General features: G+C 72.3%; 13 protein-coding genes. 2 read left to right on the top strand and 11 right to left on the bottom strand.

What is annotated here, in order from left to right:
• Positions 1-107: 107 nt before the first annotated feature.
• From OSB71_RS07030 to OSB71_RS06995, 8 genes are all read right to left on the bottom strand, one after another.
• Positions 108-1,400: a sugar ABC transporter permease gene (locus OSB71_RS07030; protein ID WP_265945397.1), complete on the bottom strand. Its 1,293-nt coding sequence runs from the start codon at positions 1,398-1,400 to the stop codon at positions 108-110.
• Positions 1,397-2,176, bottom strand: coding sequence for an ATP-binding cassette domain-containing protein (locus tag OSB71_RS07025; protein WP_265945396.1), 780 nt, complete (start codon positions 2,174-2,176; stop codon positions 1,397-1,399). The genes OSB71_RS07030 and OSB71_RS07025 overlap by 4 nt, the downstream gene beginning before the upstream one ends.
• Positions 2,177-2,250: 74 nt before the next feature.
• The gene (locus OSB71_RS07020) at positions 2,251-3,363 is read right to left on the bottom strand and encodes a substrate-binding domain-containing protein (protein ID WP_265945395.1); all 1,113 of its coding nucleotides are present in this window, start codon (positions 3,361-3,363) and stop codon (positions 2,251-2,253) included.
• A gap of 335 nt (positions 3,364-3,698) precedes the next feature.
• Positions 3,699-4,895 carry an ROK family transcriptional regulator gene (locus tag OSB71_RS07015; RefSeq protein ID WP_265945394.1) on the bottom strand — a complete coding sequence of 399 codons (1,197 nt, stop codon included), beginning with the start codon at positions 4,893-4,895 and terminating at the stop codon, positions 3,699-3,701.
• A gap of 351 nt (positions 4,896-5,246) precedes the next feature.
• Positions 5,247-6,197, bottom strand: coding sequence for a carbohydrate ABC transporter permease (locus OSB71_RS07010; protein WP_265945393.1), 951 nt, complete (start codon positions 6,195-6,197; stop codon positions 5,247-5,249).
• Between the two features lie 22 nt (positions 6,198-6,219).
• Positions 6,220-7,275, bottom strand: a complete 1,056-nt coding sequence (locus tag OSB71_RS07005; RefSeq protein WP_416237208.1) for a carbohydrate ABC transporter permease — start codon at positions 7,273-7,275, stop codon at positions 6,220-6,222.
• Positions 7,276-7,481: 206 nt separating this feature from the next.
• Positions 7,482-8,900: an N-acetylglucosamine/diacetylchitobiose ABC transporter substrate-binding protein gene (gene ngcE, locus OSB71_RS07000; protein WP_265945392.1), complete on the bottom strand. Its 1,419-nt coding sequence runs from the start codon at positions 8,898-8,900 to the stop codon at positions 7,482-7,484.
• A gap of 985 nt (positions 8,901-9,885) precedes the next feature.
• The gene (locus tag OSB71_RS06995) at positions 9,886-12,681 is read right to left on the bottom strand and encodes an aconitate hydratase (protein WP_265945391.1); all 2,796 of its coding nucleotides are present in this window, start codon (positions 12,679-12,681) and stop codon (positions 9,886-9,888) included.
• A gap of 549 nt (positions 12,682-13,230) precedes the next feature.
• On the opposite strand from OSB71_RS06995, the gene OSB71_RS06990 reads away from it, so the two are divergent.
• Together OSB71_RS06990 and OSB71_RS06985 are read left to right on the top strand one after the other, a co-directional pair.
• Positions 13,231-14,760 carry a UDP-N-acetylglucosamine 1-carboxyvinyltransferase gene (locus OSB71_RS06990; RefSeq protein ID WP_265945389.1) on the top strand — a complete coding sequence of 510 codons (1,530 nt, stop codon included), beginning with the start codon at positions 13,231-13,233 and terminating at the stop codon, positions 14,758-14,760.
• A 205-nt stretch (positions 14,761-14,965) separates the two neighbouring features.
• Positions 14,966-16,009, top strand: coding sequence for an alpha/beta hydrolase (locus tag OSB71_RS06985; protein WP_265945387.1), 1,044 nt, complete (start codon positions 14,966-14,968; stop codon positions 16,007-16,009).
• A gap of 608 nt (positions 16,010-16,617) precedes the next feature.
• On the opposite strand, the gene OSB71_RS06980 is transcribed toward OSB71_RS06985, so the two are convergent.
• The 3 genes from OSB71_RS06980 to OSB71_RS06970 form a co-directional block, all read right to left on the bottom strand.
• Positions 16,618-17,316: a tectonin domain-containing protein gene (locus OSB71_RS06980; RefSeq protein ID WP_265945385.1), complete on the bottom strand. Its 699-nt coding sequence runs from the start codon at positions 17,314-17,316 to the stop codon at positions 16,618-16,620.
• A gap of 586 nt (positions 17,317-17,902) precedes the next feature.
• A complete protein-coding gene (locus OSB71_RS06975) occupies positions 17,903-18,529 on the bottom strand; it encodes a dihydrofolate reductase family protein (RefSeq protein WP_265945383.1) in 627 nt (208 codons plus the stop codon).
• 109 nt (positions 18,530-18,638) lie between these two features.
• Complete coding sequence (locus OSB71_RS06970) at positions 18,639-18,956, bottom strand: putative quinol monooxygenase (RefSeq protein WP_265945380.1); 318 nt, start codon at positions 18,954-18,956, stop codon at positions 18,639-18,641.
• Between the last annotated feature and the right edge of the window lie 63 nt (positions 18,957-19,019).

Here is a 19,019-nt window from a genome sequence, read left to right as displayed (position 1 = left end):
AGCCCCGCCCCCGCGCCGCCCACCCGGCGCGGGGGCGGTCCCGCCCCGCGGCTTCGCCCCGCACGCCGACCGTCCGGCGTGCGGGGCGAAGCCGCGGGGTGCTCCGGTCAGGTGCGTCCGGCCGTCCGCTGCGTGCGGCGCGAGACGGAGTCGATGACCACCGCCGCCAGCAGCACCGCACCCGTGATCATGTATTGGACGTGGGACGGGCTGCCCAGCAGGGCCAGCCCGTTGGAGATGGACCCGATCACCAGCATGCCCAGCAGCGCCGACCACACCGTGCCCCGGCCGCCGAAGAGGCTGGTGCCGCCGATGACGGCCGCGGCGATGGCCTCCATCAGCAGCACGCCCGAGCCCGCGCCCTGGTTCGCGGCCGCGATGCGGGAGGCGATGAGCAGCCCGCCGAAGGCCGCCAGCGTGCCCGCGAGGGCGAAGACGGAGATCCGCACGGCCGCGACGTCGATGCCGGCCCGGCGGGCGGCCTCGGTGTTGCCGCCCAGCGCGAAGACCCGGCGACCGTACCCGGTGCGGCGCAGCAGGAAGTCGAAGGCGACGAGCACCGCGAGGAAGACCAGCAGGGCCAGCGGCAGCCCCCGGTACTGGTTGAGCATGTACGCGGCGGCGAACGCGAGCGCCGCCAGCACCGCCGTGCGGACCACGATCTCGTTCACCGGACGCGCGGGCACCTGGGCGGCGGTGCGCCTGCGGTGCTCGTGCCACTGCGCCGTGAAGTAGCCCAGCACCGCGATCAGGGCCAGGCCGTAGGCGGCGGCGACATCGGTGAAGTAGTAGCTGGTCAGCTGCCGCACCAGGCCGCCGTCGCGCAGGTTGATCGTGCCGTCGGACGCCAGCACCTGGAGCATCAGCCCGTTCCAGAACAGCAGCCCGGCCAGGGTGACGACGAAGGCGGGCACGCCCACGCGGGCGAAGAAGAAGCCGTGCACGACGCCGGCCAGACAGCCCGTCAGCAGGGCGGCCACCAGGGCCAGCCACTCGGGTACGCCCTCGTTGACGGCGAGCACGGCGAAGACCGCACCGGCCAGCCCGCTCACCGAGCCGACGGACAGGTCGATCTCGCCCAGCAGCAGCACGAAGACCACGCCGACGGAGATCAGGCCGGTGCCGACGACGTAGACCGACAGGTTGCTGAGGTTCTGCGCGGAGAGGAACTTGTCGTCCAGCAGCCAGAACACCAGCCAGATGACGGCCAGTCCGACGACGACGGGCACCGAGCCCAGTTCGCCGCTGCGCATGCGGCGGGTGAAGTCCGCCCAGTACCCGGCCAGGCCCTGCTCGCGCACCAGCAGCCGGGGGTCGGTGGCGGGGACGGCGGCCGGGGCGGCGCCGTCGTGCGCGGCGCCGCCCGGCTCGCCCTGGCTCTTGGTCACGTCGGTGCTCACTGCGGTGCCTCCGCGGTGCGGGCCTTGCGGCGGGTGACGGCGTTCTCCGTGGCGCCGGTGATGGCGGCGATGACCTCTTCCTGGGAGGTGGTCGCCACGTCGAAGACGCCGTTGTTGCGGCCGAGGCGCAAGACGGCCACCGTGTCGGCGACCGCCTTCACGTCGGCCATGTTGTGGCTGATGAGCAGCACGGCCAGTCCGCGCTCGCGCAGGCGTTCCACCAGGTCGAGCACCTGGGCCGTCTGCTCGACGCCCAGCGCCGCGGTCGGTTCGTCGAGGATGACGAGGCTGGGCTCGCCGAGCATGGACCGGGCGATGGCGACCGTCTGGCGCTGCCCGCCGGAGAGCGAGGCCACGGGGATGCGCACGCTCGGGATGCGGATGGAGAGCGTCTGCAGCAGCTCACGGCTGCGGCGCTCCATCTCCACCTCGTCCAGCACGCCGGAGCGGTGGATCTCCCGGCCGAGGAAGAGGTTGCCGACGACGTCGAGGTTGTCGCAGAGCGCGAGGTCCTGGTAGACGGTCGCGACGCCGAGGGCCTGGGCGTCGTGCGGGCGGGTCACGCGCTCGGGCCTGCCCTGCCAGACGAACGCGCCCTCGTCGGCCGGGCCGACCCCGGCGATGGCCTTGACGAGCGTGGACTTCCCGGCGCCGTTGTCGCCGACGAGGGCGACCACTTCGCCCGCGTGGACGGCCAGGTGGACGTCGGTGAGCGCCTGCACGGCGCCGAAGCGCTTGGAGACTCCGCGCAACGCCAGTACCGGCGTAGCGGACATGGGGATCAACTCCTGGGGAGGGGTGCGAAGGAGCGGAGCGGCGGCGGGCGGCCCGGGGACGGGGCGGCGGCCGCTTACATCAGGCCCGCTTCCTCGCACGCGGTGCGGTACTCGGGCGTGCAGACCTCCTCCAGCGTGTACAGGCCGTCCTTGAAGACCGTCTCCTCGAGGTTGTCCACGGTGAGCGCCACCGGCGTGATGAGCGTGGCCGGCACCCCCTCGGTGGTGGCGCTGTCCACGGTCGACTCGGCCTCGGGCTCCTCCCCCCGGGCCAGCGCGATGGCCATCTCGGCCGCCGCCTCGGCCTCCGGGCGGTACGGCTTGTAGACGCTCATGAACTGCTCGCCGGCCACGATCCGCTGGACGCCGGCGATCTCGGCGTCCTGCCCGGTGACGGGCGGCAGCTCGGCGAAGTCCGCCTCCTTGAGCGCGGTGATGATGCCGCCGGCCATGCCGTCGTTGGCCGAGTAGACGCCGACGATGTTCTCCTCGCCGAGCGCGGCGATGGCGCCGTTCATGTTCTTGTTGGCCTCGCTCGGCTTCCACTCCGTGGTGTCGTAGGACTTGCCGATCTCGACCTCGCCCTCCAGCACCGACAGGGCGCCCTTCTTGAACATGGCGGCGTTGGGGTCGGTGGGCGAGCCGTTCATCATGACGATCTGCCCGTCACCGCCGGCCTTCCCGATCTCCTCCAGCAGCGCGGTGCCCTGGACCCGGCCGACCTCCTCGTTGTCGAAGGAGGTGTACGCGTCGATCGGGCCTTCGGCGAGGCGGTCGTAGGCGACGACGGGGATACCGGCGTCGTCGGCGGCCTGGACCGAGCCCGCGATGGACTTGGCGTCCACGGCGTCCAGGATGATCACGTCGACCTGCTTGGTGATCATCGAGTTCATCTGCTGCTGCTGGACGGACGCGTCCTGCTTGGCGTTGACGTAGGTGACCGTGCAGTCGGGGCAGAGCTGCTCGATCTTCCCCTCGATCAGCGGGCGGTCGAACTTCTCGTAGCGGGCGGTCTGGTCCTCCGGCAGCAGCAGGCCGATGGAGAGCGGACCGTCCTTCCGGTCGCCGTTCTTGCCGTCCGAACCGCCGTTTTCACCGGCTTGTTCGGCGCTGCCGCAGGCGGCGAGCGAGACGGCCGCGGCGGAGGCGGCGAGGACGGCTGCGGCACGACGGAGCGTCGCGTTCATGTGGGGCACCTCCCTGACGTGGCCGCGTCATCGCGACCGAGGTGCGGGGAAGTCAACCGTCGCCGGAGGATGTCGTCAAGAAGTAAATCAACAACGGTCGAGCAACATCGCGTTCCGTGGAAGCCGTGAAGCCGTACGTCGTCGGCCGCGCCCGAGCGGGAGGGCCGGGCGCCCGGTGCCGGGGAGCGGACGCGCCGGGACGCGGGGCGCGCCCGGCGCGCGTACCGGCCGGCCCGGCATGGCCCGACAGGCCGGACGCCGTCGGTGCGCGCTGAAGCGGCCGGTACGCACCGGCGGCCCGGGCGCACCGGGCGACCAGCGCGCACCGGGTGCGGCTACACGGTGGCCGTGCTCCTGTGGGCCGGTGCGGCCGGCAGGGGCGCGTCACCCATCTCGCTGAGCACGAGCGCCAGCGCCCCCAGCACCTCGGCCCGCCCGCCGAGCGCGCCGGGGACGACCGTCAGCCCGCAGGCCGCGCTGGGGATGGCGTACCGCGCGACGGAGTCGCGGATCGGGTCGAGCACCAGCTCACCGGCGTCGGCGAGGTCCCCGCCGAGGATGACCCGGCTCGGGTTGAGCAGGTTGGTGAGGTTGGCCACGCCGCTGCCGATGTGCCGCCCTATGTCGGCGACGACGCGGCGGCACCCGGGGTCACCCTCGCGGGCGAGCGCGACGACGCGCGGCATCGTCAGGTCGGGTCCGTGGCTGGGGGTGAGCAGCGGCAGCACGTACCGGGCGGCGGTGAACGTCTCCAGGCAGCCCCGGTTGCCGCACCGGCACACCGGGCCCGCCTCGTCCAGCGTGATGTGCCCGATCTCCCCGGCCGTACCGCCGGGTCCGCGGTAGACCTGCCCCCGGATGACCAGGCCCGCGCCGACGCCGCTGGCCACCTTGATGTAGGCCAGGTCGGCCACGCCCCGGCCGCCGCCCCACACCAGCTCGCCCAGCGCGCCGAGGTTGGCGTCGTTGTCCACGTGCACGGGCACGCCCAGCCGGGCGGCCAGGTCGTCGCGCGGGTTGGTCCCGGCCCAGCCGGGCAGGATGGCCGTGGAACCCAGGACGCCGGTTTCGACGTCGATCGGGCCGGGAACGCCCAGGCCCACGCCGATGACCTTCTCCGGGCCGATGCCCGCGCCGGTGAGCAGCCGTGCGACGACCTCCTCGGCCCGGTCCAGCCCCTGGGCCGCGGAGGCGTCGACGTCGATGGGCTCGGACTCCTCGGCCAGCACGCGGTGCGCGAGGTTGCCGACGGCGACGCGCAGGTGGGAGTGGCCGAAGTCCACCCCGACGACGATTCCGGCGTCCCCCGACAGGGAGACGCTGCGCGCTCGGCGACCGCCCGCGGAGGTGGGGGTCACCTCGACCGTCCCGCCGTCCTTGAGCTCGCGGACGATGTTGGAGACCGTGGCGGCCGAGAGCCCGGTGGTGCGCGCGATCTCCGCCTGGGTCAGCGAGCCGGCCATGCGCACGGCCCGCACCACGCGTTCGAGGTTGGCGCGGTGCAGCGAGGACTGCGACCCCGGTGTCTCCACTACTGACCCACTCCCGCCAGGACGCGGCGGCACGCCGACCGCCCGCGTCGGCCGCCCCTCGCCCGGGGAACGGCCTGCTTCCAACATGTGAACCCTAAGGGGACCGCGCGGGGTTCTCCCCCGTCAAGCCCCTGAGCGGGGTGGGTGCTCACATGTGAGTCACAGACGGCGGCCCCGACGCCCCGGGCGGCGGTACGGCGTGCGGGGCGGCCGGCACGGGCTGAGTCGGCGGCACGGTGTGCGGGGCGGCCGGGACGGCGGGTCAGGCGGATCCGCCCAGCACCGCGCGGCCCAGCACCGCGCGGCCCAGCACCGCGCGGCCCGGTCCGCTCCGGCGCGGGAGCCCGGTGGTCACTTCACGGCGCCGGCGGTGAGCCCGTCCTGCACCTGGCGCTGGAAGACCAGGTAGACGACGAGGATGGGCAGCATGGCGATCGTGAGCCCGGCGAAGAGGGCGCCCCAGTCGCCCTCGTACCCCTGGCTGACCGAGAGTTCGGCCAGCCCCTGGGTGAGCAGGGCCCGTTCCCGGTTCTCGGCGTTCAGCGCGAGCGGAAGGAAGTACTGGTTCCACTGGCCGAGGAAGTTGAAGATGCCGATGCTGATCAGCCCCGGCTTGGCCATGGGCAGCATGATCTGGAAGAAGGTGCGGGTGTGCGAGGCGCCGTCGATCGTGGCCGCCTCGGCGACGCTGCCCGGCAGCGTGCGGAAGAACGCCGTCATGAAGAACGTCGTGAACGGCAGCGAGTACGCGATGTAGGCCAGGATCAGCCCCGGCCGGGTGTCGAGCAGGGACAGGTTGTCCATGACGAAGAACAGCGGCACCACGGCGAGGATGATCGGGAACATCATGCCGCCGGCGAACAGCAGGTAGATCGCGCGGTTGCCGCGGAAGGAGAAGCGGGCGATGACGTAGGCGGCCATCGAGCCCAGCAGCATCGTGCCGGGCAGCGAGCCGGCCAGGATGATCACCGAGTTGAGCGTGTACCGGCCGATGTCGGCGTCCGACCAGGCGTTGGCGAAGTTCTCCAGGCTCAGCGTGTCCGGCCAGCCGAACGGCGCGCCCTGGATGGACCCGGAGTCGCGCAGGGAGTTGACCATCACCCACAGCAGCGGCCCGGCGGCCAGCACCGCCCACAGCAGCAGGAAGGCGCCGGAGAAGACGTTGAGCGGGCCGCCCTCGCCGCCCCCGCGCTCCCGCCCGTGCGGCGGTGCGTCGCCGGTGCGGCCCCGGGCCGCGCCGCCGCCGGGTCGTGACGCGGCCGGGCTGCCCGCCGCCGGCTGGTCGGTGCTGATGGCGCTCATCGAACCCGTCTCCCCGCTTCCGTCAGTACTCGATGCGCTCGCGGCGGCTGAGGAGCGTCATGATCGCCGCGAAGACCATGGTGACCAGCAGCAGCACCACGCCGATGGCGGTGGCGTAGCCGGCCTGGCCGCTGTCGAAGGCCTTCTTGTAGAGGTAGACCGGTGTGACCAGGGTGGCGTTGCCGGGGCCGCCCTGGTTGATCGTCATGATGTGCACGATGGCGAAGGCGTCGAGCGCCTGGATGCCCATGTAGATCCAGCCGGTGTGCACGGTGTCGCGGATGAGCGGCAGGGTGACGCGGAAGAACGTCGTCGCGCGCCCGGCCCCGTCCAGCAGCGCGGCCTCGTAGATGTCCCCCGGTATCGCTCCCATGGCGGCGGAGAACAGCACGACGTAGAAGCCCACGAAGCTCCAGCACAGCACGAACAGCACCGACCACAGCGCCAGCGAGCGGTCGGCCAGCCAGAGCTGGGTGAGCCCGTCCAGGCCGACGGCCTCCAGCAGCCCGTTCAGCGGCCCGGTGATCGGGTCGTAGACCGCGGCCCACACGACGCCGATGATCGCGACCGAGATGACCTGCGGGAAGAAGTACAGCACCGTGTAGAACCGGGCGCCGCGTACGCCCGAGACGGCCTGGTTCCGGCGCTTGCGGCCGCCCGCCTTGAGCATGAACGCCAGGAACAGGCCGAGCCCCAGGGTGGCCACCGGCGCGAGGACGAGGAGGGTGAGGCTGTTGCCCAGCGACGCCCAGAAGTCGGAGTCGTCGGCGAGGCGCGCGTAGTTGTCCAGGCCGACGAAGGTGAAGTCGGCGCTGTACCCGGTCCAGTCGGTGAGGGAGTAGGAGAAGGCCTGGACGAAGGGCGAGACGACGAAGACGGCGTACACGGCGAGCGGCAGGAACAGGAAGGCGCACACGAAGCGGTACCGGTCGATCGTGCGGTAGCGCCGGTCCGTCTTGACCCGCCGGGGTGTCCACCGCGGCGGCAGCACGAACGCCGCCGCGAACAGGGCCCGTTCGCCGACGCTCAGCCGCGGCGCGGCCCCGACGCCCGCCCCCCGCGCTTCCTCCACCGCCACCGCGCCTCCCGTTCCTCGCCGTGCGGCGCCCGGCTCCGCCCGGGCCCCGCGCCTGCTCGCTCCACCCGCCGGCCGGGCGCCCCGGCACGCCGGTCGCGGGTGGGGTGGCGGATGTGGCTCGCCGCCCGCGTCCCGTGCCCCGAGGCGACGGGCCGCGGTCCGGTCGGCCGCGACCCGCACGCCGGTGCGCCGATGCGCCGGTGCTTCTAGGAGCGCTCGTACTTGCGGATCGAGTCGTCCTTGGCCACCTCGTCCGCGTACCGCTGGCAGCGGGTGACGGCCTCGTCGGGCGTGATGTCACCGGACATCATGGCCGCGATGGCCCCGCCGACCTTGTCCTTGTGCAACCCCAGGTACCAGTCGTGGATGCGCGGGGTGACCACGTTCTCCCCCGCGGCCGCCAGGACGGCGCTCGCCGAACTCAGCCCGGACTGCAGCTCAAGCCCCTCGGCCGCACCCTTGACGCAGGTGAGGGCGGAGACGAGCCGGGTGAAGTTCGACGTGGACTCCTTGCCCAGCATGATGCGCAGCCACTCCAGGCCGCCCGCGACGTTCCTGGCCTGCGAGGGCACCATGAACGGCTCGCTCGCCTCGGCCCACACCGTCTCGAACGGCATGGCGTCGGAGGAGTCCAGCCCGGTGGGCGGGGCGACCGTCATCCGGAAGTCCTTCGGCGTGGTGGACTTGGCCTCGTTCTCCACCCAGGAGCCGTTGGGCAGGAACAGGGCGTTGCCCTTGGTCCACTGCGTCTGGGACTGGATGTGGTCGATGCCGGGCGTGCCCTCCAGCACGTACCCCTTGGCGTACAGCTCGTGGTAGGCCTCGAAGGCGGCGCGCACCGCGTCGTGCTTCCAGGCACCGGGCTCCAGGTTGTCGATGTCCCGCAGCACGTCCGCGCCGCCGATCTTGGCGATGAACGGGTACATCGTGAAGGAGAAGTAGTACGGGTGCTTGCCCGCGTAGGTCCACCCGGCGATGCCCTGCCGCTTGGCCTTGGCGCAGACGGCGAGCATCTCGTCCCAGGTCCTGGGGTACTCCACCTCCAGCCGTTCCAGCGCGCTGGCGGAGTACCAGGTGCCGTAGACGGTGAAGGAGTAGTTGAACTGGTACATCTCCTCGCCGCCGAACTGGCCCTTGGTGATGGTGCCGGGGACGAGCACGTCCCGCACCTTCTTGTCCGGGTCGTCGAGGGTGGGCGCGTCCAGGAGGGCGTCCAGCGGCTCGACCTGGCCCTCCTCGATGAGACTGGCGATGTCCATCTGCTCCGCGCCGGAGTTGTTGATCACGTCCGGCGGGTCGCCCTTGATGATGCGGGGCTGGAGGAGCGTGCGGATCTTCTGGGTCTTCTCGTGCTTGACCTGCCCGTACGCGGCCTCGTAGATCTCGTGCGCGTCCCGGGCGTACTGGTCGCCGTAGCCGCCGTTGAAGATGACGACGTCCAGGGGCGCGTCCTTGTTGACGCCCAGCGGGTTGTCGGCGGTCTTCTCCCCACCGGCCACCTTCTCGTTGTCCCCGCCGCCGCCGGTGGCGCAGGAGGTGAGCGCCGCCATGGCCGGGGTCGCCACGAGCCCCAGGGCCGTCGCCCTCTTGATCAGTTCACGGCGGTTGACGTCGGTGGTGCCCATGCTCAAGTCCTCGCCTTCTTCCAGGACTCAGGCGGTGTACCGGACATTCGGCGCTACCGGCGAAGGGCCTTACACCGCGGGTCTGTGGAGCTCGGGTCGTACGGCCGGGAAGGGGCCGCGACGGGGTCGCGGGCAGCCCGAATGCCGACAGGTATAGTCCACTCCACCGCGCCGGGCAAGATCGAGTGCAGGGTTCCGCCAGTCTTTCCCGAGTTGAGACCTCCCGCCCCGCCCGAGCGCCCGCCGCCGGCACCCACGGCGCCGAGCGCGAGGCCCGGCCAGTGGGCGACGCGGGGCGCGGCCGTCCCCGGCCCGGAACCCGTAGCGCGGGGTCGAAGCGCGCGGACACGACGGCCAGGCGACACCGGGCACGAAGGAACCGCGACGCGAAGACGCCAGGAGGCCGCGTCCAGCGCGCGGTACCGGCAGACCCGGAACGGCGGACCCCCTCGCCTCCGTGCCCGGTGTCCGAGGCGCGCCGGCACGGCACGACGGCACGCCGCCCCCGGGGCACGGCCGCCGGGCCGCGAGGACACGGCGGCGCGGGGGCGTACGCGTCCGGCGGCGCGGGAGCACGGGCACGCGGTGACGTGAGGGCGCGGCGTCCGCGGGCGCGGATACCGGGAGGACCGGCCCGGCGTCCGGGCGAGGGCGACGCCGGGGCACGGCGCCACGGGACGCGGGGCATGAGCGCCCGGGCCACGAGCGACACGGAGCACGGAGCACGGAGCACAGAAGCACGGAACGCCGTAGCCCGGAGGACGGGAGCGCGGGAACGCGGTCGTCCCAGGGCACGCGGTTCGTCCGGGGGCGGTCACGCCGGCCCGGCGGCCCGGAGCCAGCGGCGGCGCGCGGCGGGACGCCGTGAGCGGGGCGCCGTGGCCGGGGCGCGACGTGCGGCGGCGCCGCGCCCCGGGCGGGACGCGGCGCCGTCGGCCGCCGCGGGGCCCGGCCGGAGTGGCCCGGGCCCGGCGGCGGTCGGGTGCTACTTGCGCAGCAGCGAGCGAAGCACGTACTGCATGATGCCGCCGTTGCGGTAGTAGTCGGCCTCGCCCGGGGTGTCGATGCGCACCTGCGCGTCGAACTCCACGCCGGTGTCGGTGCTGACCTTCACCGTCTCCGGGATGCCGCCGTCGTTCAGCGCGGTGATGCCGGAGACGGCGAACGTCTCCTCACCGGTGAGCCCCAGCGACTCCGCGCTCTGGCCCTCGGGGAACTGCAGCGGCAGGACGCCCATGCCGATGAGGTTCGAGCGGTGGATGCGCTCGTAGGACTCGGCGATGACCGCCCGCACGCCCAGCAGCGCGGTGCCCTTGGCCGCCCAGTCGCGCGAGGAGCCGGAGCCGTACTCCTTGCCCGCCAGGACGACGAGCGGGATGCCGGCGGCCTGGTAGTTCTGCGAGGCGTCGTAGATGAAGGAGACCGGGCCGTCGGCCTGGGTGAAGTCGCGGGTGTAGCCGCCCTCGGTGCCCGGCGCGATCTGGTTGCGCAGGCGGATGTTGGCGAACGTGCCGCGGATCATCACCTCGTGGTTGCCGCGCCGCGAGCCGTAGCTGTTGAAGTCGCGGCGCTGCACGCCGTGCTCGGTGAGGTACTGGCCGGCCGGGGTGTCGGCCTTGATGGCGCCGGCCGGGGAGATGTGGTCGGTGGTGACCGAGTCGCCCAGCTTGGCCAGCACACGGGCGCCGGAGATGTCCCCCACCGGCTCGGGCTCCATGCCCATGCCCTCGAAGTAGGGGGGCTTGCGGACGTAGGTGGACTGCGGGTCCCACTCGAAGGTGTCACCGGTCGGGATGGACAGCGACTGCCACTGCTCGTCGCCGGCGAAGACGTCGGAGTAGCTGCGGCCGAACATCTCCTGGCCGATCGCGGAGGCGACGACCTCCTCGACCTCGGCCTCCGAGGGCCAGATGTCGCGCAGGTAGACGTCGTTGCCCTCGGCGTCCTGCGCCAGCGGCTCGGTGGTGATGTCGATGTCCATCGACCCGGCGATCGCGTAGGCCACGACCAGCGGGGGCGAGGCCAGGTAGTTCATCTTGACGTCGGGGTTGATCCGGCCCTCGAAGTTGCGGTTGCCGGACAGGACGGAGACGACGGCGAGGTCGTTGTCGTTGACCGCCTCGGAGACCTCCTCCGGCAGCGGGCCGGAGTTGCCGATGCAGGTGGTGCAGCCGTAGCCGACCAGGTTGAAGCCCATCTTGTCCAGGTAGGGCGTGAGGCCCGCGCGGTCGTAGTAGTCCATGACGACCTTGGAGCCGGGGGCCAGCGTCGTCTTCACCCACGGCTTGCGGGTCAGCCCGCGCTCTACGGCCTTCTTGGCCAGCAGCGCCGCCCCCACCATGACGGAGGGGTTGGAGGTGTTGGTGCAGGAGGTGATCGCGGCGACGGTCACGGCGCCGTGGTCGATCTCGTAGCTCTCACCGTCCGCGCCGGTGACCGCCACCGGGCGGCTGGGGCGGCCGTCGGCGGTGGCGGCGGCCGAGTGCTTCGGCTTGCCGTTGCCGTTCTCGCCGGAGGCGTAGGCCGGGGCGTCGCTGGCCGGGAAGGACTCGTCGCTGGCCTCGTCCACCGGGGACTTGGTACCCGGTCCCGCCTTGGTGTCACCCACGTAGTTCGGCAGGTCGGCGCGGAACTGCTCCTTGGCGCGGGAGAGCGCGATGCGGTCCTGCGGGCGCTTGGGGCCGGCGAGGGACGGCACGACGGTCCCCAGGTCCAGCTCCAGGTACTCGGAGAACTCCGGCTCGGCGGCCGGGTCCAGCCACAGGCCCTGCTCCTTGGCGTAGGTCTCGACCAGGGCGAGCTGCTGCTCGTCGCGGCCGGTCAGGCGCAGGTAGTTGATGGTCTCGGCGTCGATCGGGAACATGGCCGCGGTCGAGCCGAACTCCGGCGACATGTTGCCGATGGTGGCGCGGTTGGCCAGCGGGATGGCGCCGACGCCCTCGCCGAAGAACTCCACGAACTTGCCCACGACGCCGTGCTCGCGCAGCATCTCGGTGATGGTGAGCACCAGGTCGGTGGCGGTGGTGCCGGCGGGCAGCTCGCCGGTGAGCTTGAAGCCGACGACGCGCGGGATGAGCATGGACACCGGCTGGCCGAGCATGGCGGCCTCGGCCTCGATGCCGCCGACGCCCCAGCCGAGCACGCCCAGGCCGTTGACCATGGTGGTGTGCGAGTCGGTGCCCACCAGGGTGTCCGGGTAGGCCTGGCCACCGCGCACCATCACGGTGCGGGCCAGGTGCTCGATGTTCACCTGGTGCACGATGCCGGTGCCCGGCGGGACGACCTTGAACTCGTCGAACGCCGTCTGGCCCCAGCGCAGGAACTGGTAGCGCTCCTTGTTGCGGCCGTACTCCAGGTCGACGTTCTGGACGAAGGACTCCGGGGTGCCGAACTTGTCGGCGATCACGGAGTGGTCGATGACCAGCTCGGCGGGGGCGAGCGGGTTGATGCGGGCCGGGTCGCCGCCCAGCTCCTTGACGGCCTCGCGCATGGTGGCGAGGTCCACCACGCAGGGCACCCCGGTGAAGTCCTGCATGATCACCCGGGCGGGGGTGAACTGGATCTCCTGGCTGGGCTGGGCCTGGGCGTCCCAGCCGGCCAGCGCACGGATGTGGTCGGCGGTGATGTTGGCGCCGTCCTCGGTGCGCAGCAGGTTCTCCAGCAGCACCTTCAGGCTGTAGGGAAGGCGTGCGGAGCCTTCGACCTTGTCCAGCCTGAAGATCTCGTACGACTCGTCGCCCACCTGCAGCGTGCTGCGAGCGTCGAAGCTGTTCGCCGACACGACAGTCTCCTTCAGTGCATGAGTTCGCGCGTACCGCCGCAATCCTGCCGCCTGCGACCCTTGTCCGGCGGCTAAGGTTGCCCTAAGTTAGCCTTGCCTAAGTTCGAGAGACGGCGGCACGCCCCGTCCAGTGTTCTCGTCAGATATCTCGATGTCGAGATAACTCTAGTACATCGCCGCCCCGCCAACCATGCCCGACCCCCGTCCCGGCCCGCGCGTCGCGCACCCGGCGGGCGGACCCGGCGTGCGGCAGCGCGGCGCCGTGTCCCGGCCCTGCGCGGCGCCGCGCCGCCGCACGCCGGGACGCCCGCACCGGGCGCCGCGCGCAGCGCCGCGCCGCGACGGCCCCCAGCCCATCCCGAACACCGCCGTCCCGTACACCGTGCCCCGCCCGCGCCGCACCCGCCGCCCGGCGCGCGTTTCACCGCCGCGCGCCGGGTAACCCACCTGCCCGCCGACCGCGGGCGTCGTCACACCTCACCCGCCCGCCCCAGCGCCACCAGTCTCCCCAACGAGCACTCATCTCACATATGAGTTAGCCTCACGAACATGAGCGACGACTACCTCGCCCGGATCGGGCGGCTCATCCGGGACGCCCGTCAGCATCGCGGCTGGTCACAGGCGCACTTGGGGGAGGCACTCGGCACGAGCCAAAGCGCGGTGAACCGCATCGAGCGCGGCAACCAGAACATCAGCCTTGAGATGATCGCCCGCATCGGCGAGGCGCTCGACAGCGAGATCGTCTCCCTCGGCTACTCCGGCCCGATGCACCTGCGCGTCGTGGGCGGGCGCCGCCTCTCCGGCGCCATCGACGTCAAGACGAGCAAGAACGCGTGTGTGGCGCTGCTGTGCGCGTCCCTGCTCACCTCGGGCCGCACCGTGCTGCGTCGCGTGGCGCGCATCGAGGAGGTCTTCCGCCTGCTGGAAGTCCTCAGCTCGATCGGGGTACGCACCCGGTGGATCAACGAGGGACGGGACCTGGAGATCGTCCCGCCGGCCGCACTCGACCTGGCCGGGATGGACGAGGACGCGGCGCGCCGCACCCGCTCGATCATCATGTTCCTCGGCCCGCTCCTGCACCGCATGGACCGATTCCGCATCCCGTACGCGGGCGGCTGCGACCTCGGGACCCGGTCGGTGGAGCCGCACATGCAGGCCCTGCGCCGTTTCGGCCTCTCCGTCGCCGCCACCGACGGCGCCTACCACGCCGTGGTCGACCGCTCCGTGCGCCCGGACCGGCCCATCGTGCTCACCGAGCGCGGCGACACCGTCACCGAGAACGCGCTGCTGGCCGCCGCGCGGCACGACGGCGTCACGGTCATCCGCAACGCGTCCAGCAACTACATGGTCCAGGACCTGTGCTTCTTCCTGGAGCGGCTGGGCGTGCGGGTGGAGGGGGTGGGCACCACGACGCTCACCGTGCACGGCGTGCGGGACATCGACGTGGACGTGGACTACTCCCCCTCCGAGGACCCGGTGGAGGCCATGAGCCTCATCGCCGCCGCCGTGGTCACCGGCTCCGAACTCACCGTCCGGCGGGTGCCCGCCGAGTTCCTGGACATCGAGCTGGCCGTGCTCGAGGAGATGGGCCTCGACCACGACCGCGGCGGCGAGTACCGGGCCGACAACGGCCGCACCCGCCTGGTGGACATCACCGTGCGCCCGTCCAAACTGGAGGCGCCGATCGACAAGATCCACCCCATGCCCTTCCCCGGCCTCAACATCGACAACGTGCCCTTCTTCGCGGCCATCGCCGCCACCGCGCACGGCTCGACGCTGATCCACGACTGGGTCTACGACAACCGCGCCATCTACCTCACCGACCTCAACCGCCTCGGTGGCCGCCTCCAACTCCTGGACCCGCACCGGGTGCTGGTCGAAGGCTCCACCCGCTGGCGCGCCGCCGAGATGATGTGCCCGCCCGCCCTGCGCCCCGCCGTCGTCGTCCTGCTGGCGATGATGGCCGCCGAGGGCACCTCCGTCCTGCGCAACGTCTACGTCATCAACCGCGGCTACGAAGACCTCGCCGCCCGCCTCAACTCCATCGGCGCCCAGATCGAGACCTTCCGCGACATCTGATCGGTGCCCGCTTTCGCCCTCCCCCGGCCAGGCGGGACCGCTGGTGAGGAAGGGCGGCGGCACCGGTGGGACGCCGTGGGGACGGCTCGCCGGACTCCGGTGCCGGTCCGGCCAGGGTGGTTTCAGGGCGATTCCTGATGCGGCACGGCCCGGAATGGGCCCATATTCGGGGGTACGACCGCTTCTCCCGAAGGGACCACCAGCCATGACGTCACCCACGCCCGGCAGCTCGCGGCGCCGTGTCCTCGCCTCGTTCGCCGCACTGGGCGCCCTCGCCCCGGCGGGGCTGGCCGGCGCCGCGCCGGTGCCCACCGGCGCCGGGCCCCGGCAGCCGCGTGTGGTCGGTGAGGAGCGCACCGGCGACCGCATCACCGACCTGACGCTCGACTCCCCGGCACTGGGCGGGACGGCGGCGGTCCGGCTCCTCACCCCCCGGGGCTGGCACCGGCGCCGCCACCACGCCGCACACTGGCCGACGCTCTACCTCCTGCCCGGAGGCGACGGCGACCACCTCTCCTGGACCCGGCACCACGGCATCCACCGGCTGGCCGACCTGCGGGACACCCTCGTGGTCATGCCGGACATGCCCCTGTACGGCTTCTACACCGACTGGTGGGACCACAAGGCGGGCGGCCCGCCCAAGGTCGCCACGTTCCACGTCGGGGAGGTGCTGCCGTTGATGGAACGGCACTTCGGCGCCGGACCACGGCGGGCCGTCGCCGGGGAGTCGCAGGGCGGCTTCGGCGCCCTCTCCTACACCGCCCGCCGACCCGGCCTGTTCCGCGCGGCGGCGAGCTACAGCGGCTACGTCCACCCGCTCCAGCACCCGCACACGGTCCGGGCCGGCATGACCTACCTCGGCATGGACTGGCTCGCTCTGTGGGGCCATCCCGTGCGGCAACGCCACATCTGGCAGGCCCACGACCCCGCCCACCTCGCGCACCGGCTCCGCGGCGTCCCCGTCCACCTCTCCTGCGGGGACGGACGGCTCGGTCCGCTCGACCCGCCGGGAACCGAGCCCGACGAGGACGTCCCCGGGCTGGAGGACCCCGAGAACCCCTTCCCGGACGACGTCTACTCCCCGACCGAAGCCGTCATGCGGGAGGAGAACGAGACGCTCGCCGCCCGGCTGGACCGGGCGGGCGCCCGCCTCACCACGCACTTCCACTCCGGCACCCACGACCCCGCCTACTGGTCCCGGGAGTTCCGCAGGTCCCTGCCGATGCTGCTGCGAGCCCTGCACCGCTGACCGGCGCACCGACCGGCCCCGCGCCACCGGTGTGGCACGAGCCGCGGCGCACCGGGCAGAGCGCCGCAAGGGGCCCGGGCCTCGCGGCATCCGCAGCGCGGGACCGGCCGACTCCACCCGCCCGGCTCCTCCGGCCGAGCCCGCACCCGCGGGGGCGACCCCCCGGCGCTGAGGGGGACACCGGTCAGAGCGGCGGCGGTGTTGACGCCGTCGCCGACGACAGCAACGCGCTGTCCTTCGCCGCCCGGGCGTGCGCCGAGCGTAACGGGCCCGCCACGGGGGTCGTTGCAGAGCCCGCACGCCCCGCTCCGGCCACTGCTGCCGCTCGTCCACGACGGCCGCACGCGGGGCCAGCACCTTTGCCGCCGTCTCCCGCGCCACGGACACCGCGGCACCCAGTTCCGACCGACCCGGCTACGGCCCACGCCGGGCGAGGAGGCCGCCTCGCCCGGTCGGCGCCCGTGGTCAGCGCGTTGGCCGTCCCGAGCGCGCGCGGGTTGACGCCGTCGCGCCCGAGTTCCAGCGCGAGGCCCCGGCGCGTGCCGGGCCGTTCACGCCCCAAAGCGTGAACGGCCCGGGCTTTTGGCGGTAGGCCGCCGCGCTGCGGGTCAGCTCTCCTGGTCGCCGGTGTAGCGGTAGATGTTGCCCGCCGAGTTCACCCCCCACACCGTGCCGTCAGCAGCCGCCCCGACATCCGTCAACGCCCCGGGCACCTGCACCCACGGGCTCGCGTCATTGTTGGTGTAACGGTAGATGTTCCCCGCCGAGTTCACACCCCAGACGGAGGTGCGGGAGCCCGCCGAGATCGCCCTGAGCGCACCGCTGACCTGCTTCCAGTGGCCACTCTCCTGGTCGCCGGTGTAGCGGTAGATGTTGCCCGCCGAGTTCACCCCCCACACCGTGCCGTCAGCAGCCGCCCCGACATCCGTCAACGCCCCGGGCACCTGCACCCACGGATTGGCGTCATTGTTGGTGTAACGGTAGATGTTCCCCGCCGAGTTCACACCCCACACGTTCGTCCTCGACCCGGCCGAAATCCGGACGAGCGCACCGCTGACCTGCTTCCAGTGGCCACTCTCCTGGTCGCCGGTGTAGCGGTAGATGTTCCCGGCCGAGTTCACCCCCCACACCGTGCCGTCAGCAGCCGCCCCGACATCCGTCAACGCCCCGGGCACCTGCACCCACGGATTGGCGTCATTGTTGGTGTAACGGTAGATGTTCCCCGCCGAGTTCACACCCCACACGTTCGTCCTCGACCCGGCCGAAATCCGGACGAGCGCACCGCTGATCTGCTTCCAGTCGGCCATTGCACCGGCTCCTTCACGTCTGGGATCGCTGTGAGGAGATGCTTTCGCGGCGGGGTGATCCAGCACTACAGCGCACGTGCAGCAAGCTGATAATTCCGTCTGGATTATCGCGTTTACCTCACGGCTGCCGTAGCCAGGCTGGAGATGTACGGCTCGGTGGTTCACCAGACGCGACCTGAACAGACGTCACCCTTGTGGGCTAACCACGGTCACCGCGTTGACAATGACGCGTACGCGAGGGCACGGGCCGCCGACGCCGCGTGGACGACCCGCCAGAGGGCGCGGTCCCGGCGGCCCGCTCCGGTCCGCTCGCCGGCCCCCGTTCACCGTGGCCGGGCAGCCTCCCGCGAGCCCGTACCGGGACGCGGAACCGCCGGGGGCGGGCGGCCCCGGCGTACGCGGCGGCTGGCGGCGGGCGCGCCGCCGCGCCGGCCCCGCCCGCCTCGGACGGCCGGACCGAACCCGCGCGAGCCCCTGGGGGCCGCCGACGCGACGCCCGCCGGACGGTGTCCCGCGGGGGCGGCTGCGGTACACCGGCCGGTCACTCCGGCACATCGGCGAAGGAGCACCGGCTGCGGCTCTTAGGTCACGTGCCGGGGGTCGGCGTGGCCGTTCCGTACTGCGGGCGTCCGGTCGGCCGGTAGACCTGGATCGTCACCCCCTTCGGGGTGGACCGGGTCTCCAGCAGGTCGAGCGCTGCGTCCGGGCCGGTGTCGGGGAACAGCCGCGTGCCCTGGCCGATGACCACGGGGCAGACCAGCAGGGTGAGCTCGTCGACGAGCTGGTTGCCGAGCAGCCAGCGGATCAGACCGCCGCTGCCGTGCACCTGCAACTCCCCTCCCTCTTCGGCCTTCAGGCGGCCGATGGCGGCGGCGACGTCACCGGTGAGGACGGTGGTGTCCGACCACGTCGGGTCGGTGAGCGTGGTCGACGCCACGTACTTGGGCTTCGTGTGCAAGGCCGCTGCGATGGGGTTCGCGCCCGGGTCCGCCATCGCTCCCCAGTAGCCGGCGAAGATCTCGTAGGTCCGCCGACCGAAGAGGAACGCGTCGGCGCGCCCGTAGACCCGGTGCAGAAACGTCGCGGCCTCGTCGTCGAACAGCGGCATGGCCCATCCGCCGCGCTCGAATCCGCCGCCGCGGTCCTCGTCCGGCCCGCCGAGTCCCTGCATCACGCCGTCGAGGGAGATCCATGTGGTGGTGGTGAGCTTCATGACCGCGACTTCCTTCTCGCTGGGTTTCCTGCATCGTTCCATCCGACCGGTCCGCCGGCCGGTCCGCGGTGCGCGTCTCGTCGAGGGCAGCGGAGTCCGTCCGGTCGGTTCATTGAGGTTCTCTCAGCGGAACGCTCTTCCCGAACGCGGCCCGCGCCTCGGCGACGTCGTACTCCTGAACGGACGCCGTGAGCATCGCCGGGAGCGGTTCCGTGTCGGGGGCGCTGCCGCGGAAGGCGTCCAGCGCCGCCTGCGACTCCCAGCGCTCGAAGATGTTGACCCGGCCGGGGTCGACCAGGTCCGCGCAGATCGCGATGTCGAGGCAGCCCGCTGCCCGGCGAGCCGTTTCGACGATGCGCACGCAGCCCGCGAGGTAGGTCTCGCGCTGCCGCGGCTCAACGGTGAGGTGCCCTGCAACAATGACCATGGGTGCGCTCCAGTTCCGTCGCCTTCCGTCCAGCCCACCGGGCTGTTCCGCCGGGATAGACCC

The organism is Streptomyces marinisediminis, assembly GCF_026262575.1.
Taxonomy (GTDB): Bacteria; Actinomycetota; Actinomycetes; order Streptomycetales; family Streptomycetaceae; genus Streptomyces; species Streptomyces marinisediminis.
This window is presented reverse-complemented; position numbering and strand designations above follow the sequence as displayed.

Coding starts and splice junctions, on each gene's coding strand:
- ngcE (WP_265945392.1), bottom strand. CDS start 8,900: ATGGGCACCACCGACGTCAACCGCCGTGAACTGATCAAGAGGGCGACG.
- OSB71_RS06980 (WP_265945385.1), bottom strand. CDS start 17,316: ATGGCCGACTGGAAGCAGATCAGCGGTGCGCTCGTCCGGATTTCGGCC.
- OSB71_RS07020 (WP_265945395.1), bottom strand. CDS start 3,363: ATGAACGCGACGCTCCGTCGTGCCGCAGCCGTCCTCGCCGCCTCCGCC.
- OSB71_RS06985 (WP_265945387.1), top strand. CDS start 14,966: ATGACGTCACCCACGCCCGGCAGCTCGCGGCGCCGTGTCCTCGCCTCG.
- OSB71_RS07025 (WP_265945396.1), bottom strand. CDS start 2,176: ATGTCCGCTACGCCGGTACTGGCGTTGCGCGGAGTCTCCAAGCGCTTC.
- OSB71_RS06990 (WP_265945389.1), top strand. CDS start 13,231: ATGAGCGACGACTACCTCGCCCGGATCGGGCGGCTCATCCGGGACGCC.
- OSB71_RS06975 (WP_265945383.1), bottom strand. CDS start 18,529: ATGAAGCTCACCACCACCACATGGATCTCCCTCGACGGCGTGATGCAG.
- OSB71_RS07010 (WP_265945393.1), bottom strand. CDS start 6,197: ATGAGCGCCATCAGCACCGACCAGCCGGCGGCGGGCAGCCCGGCCGCG.
- OSB71_RS06970 (WP_265945380.1), bottom strand. CDS start 18,956: ATGGTCATTGTTGCAGGGCACCTCACCGTTGAGCCGCGGCAGCGCGAG.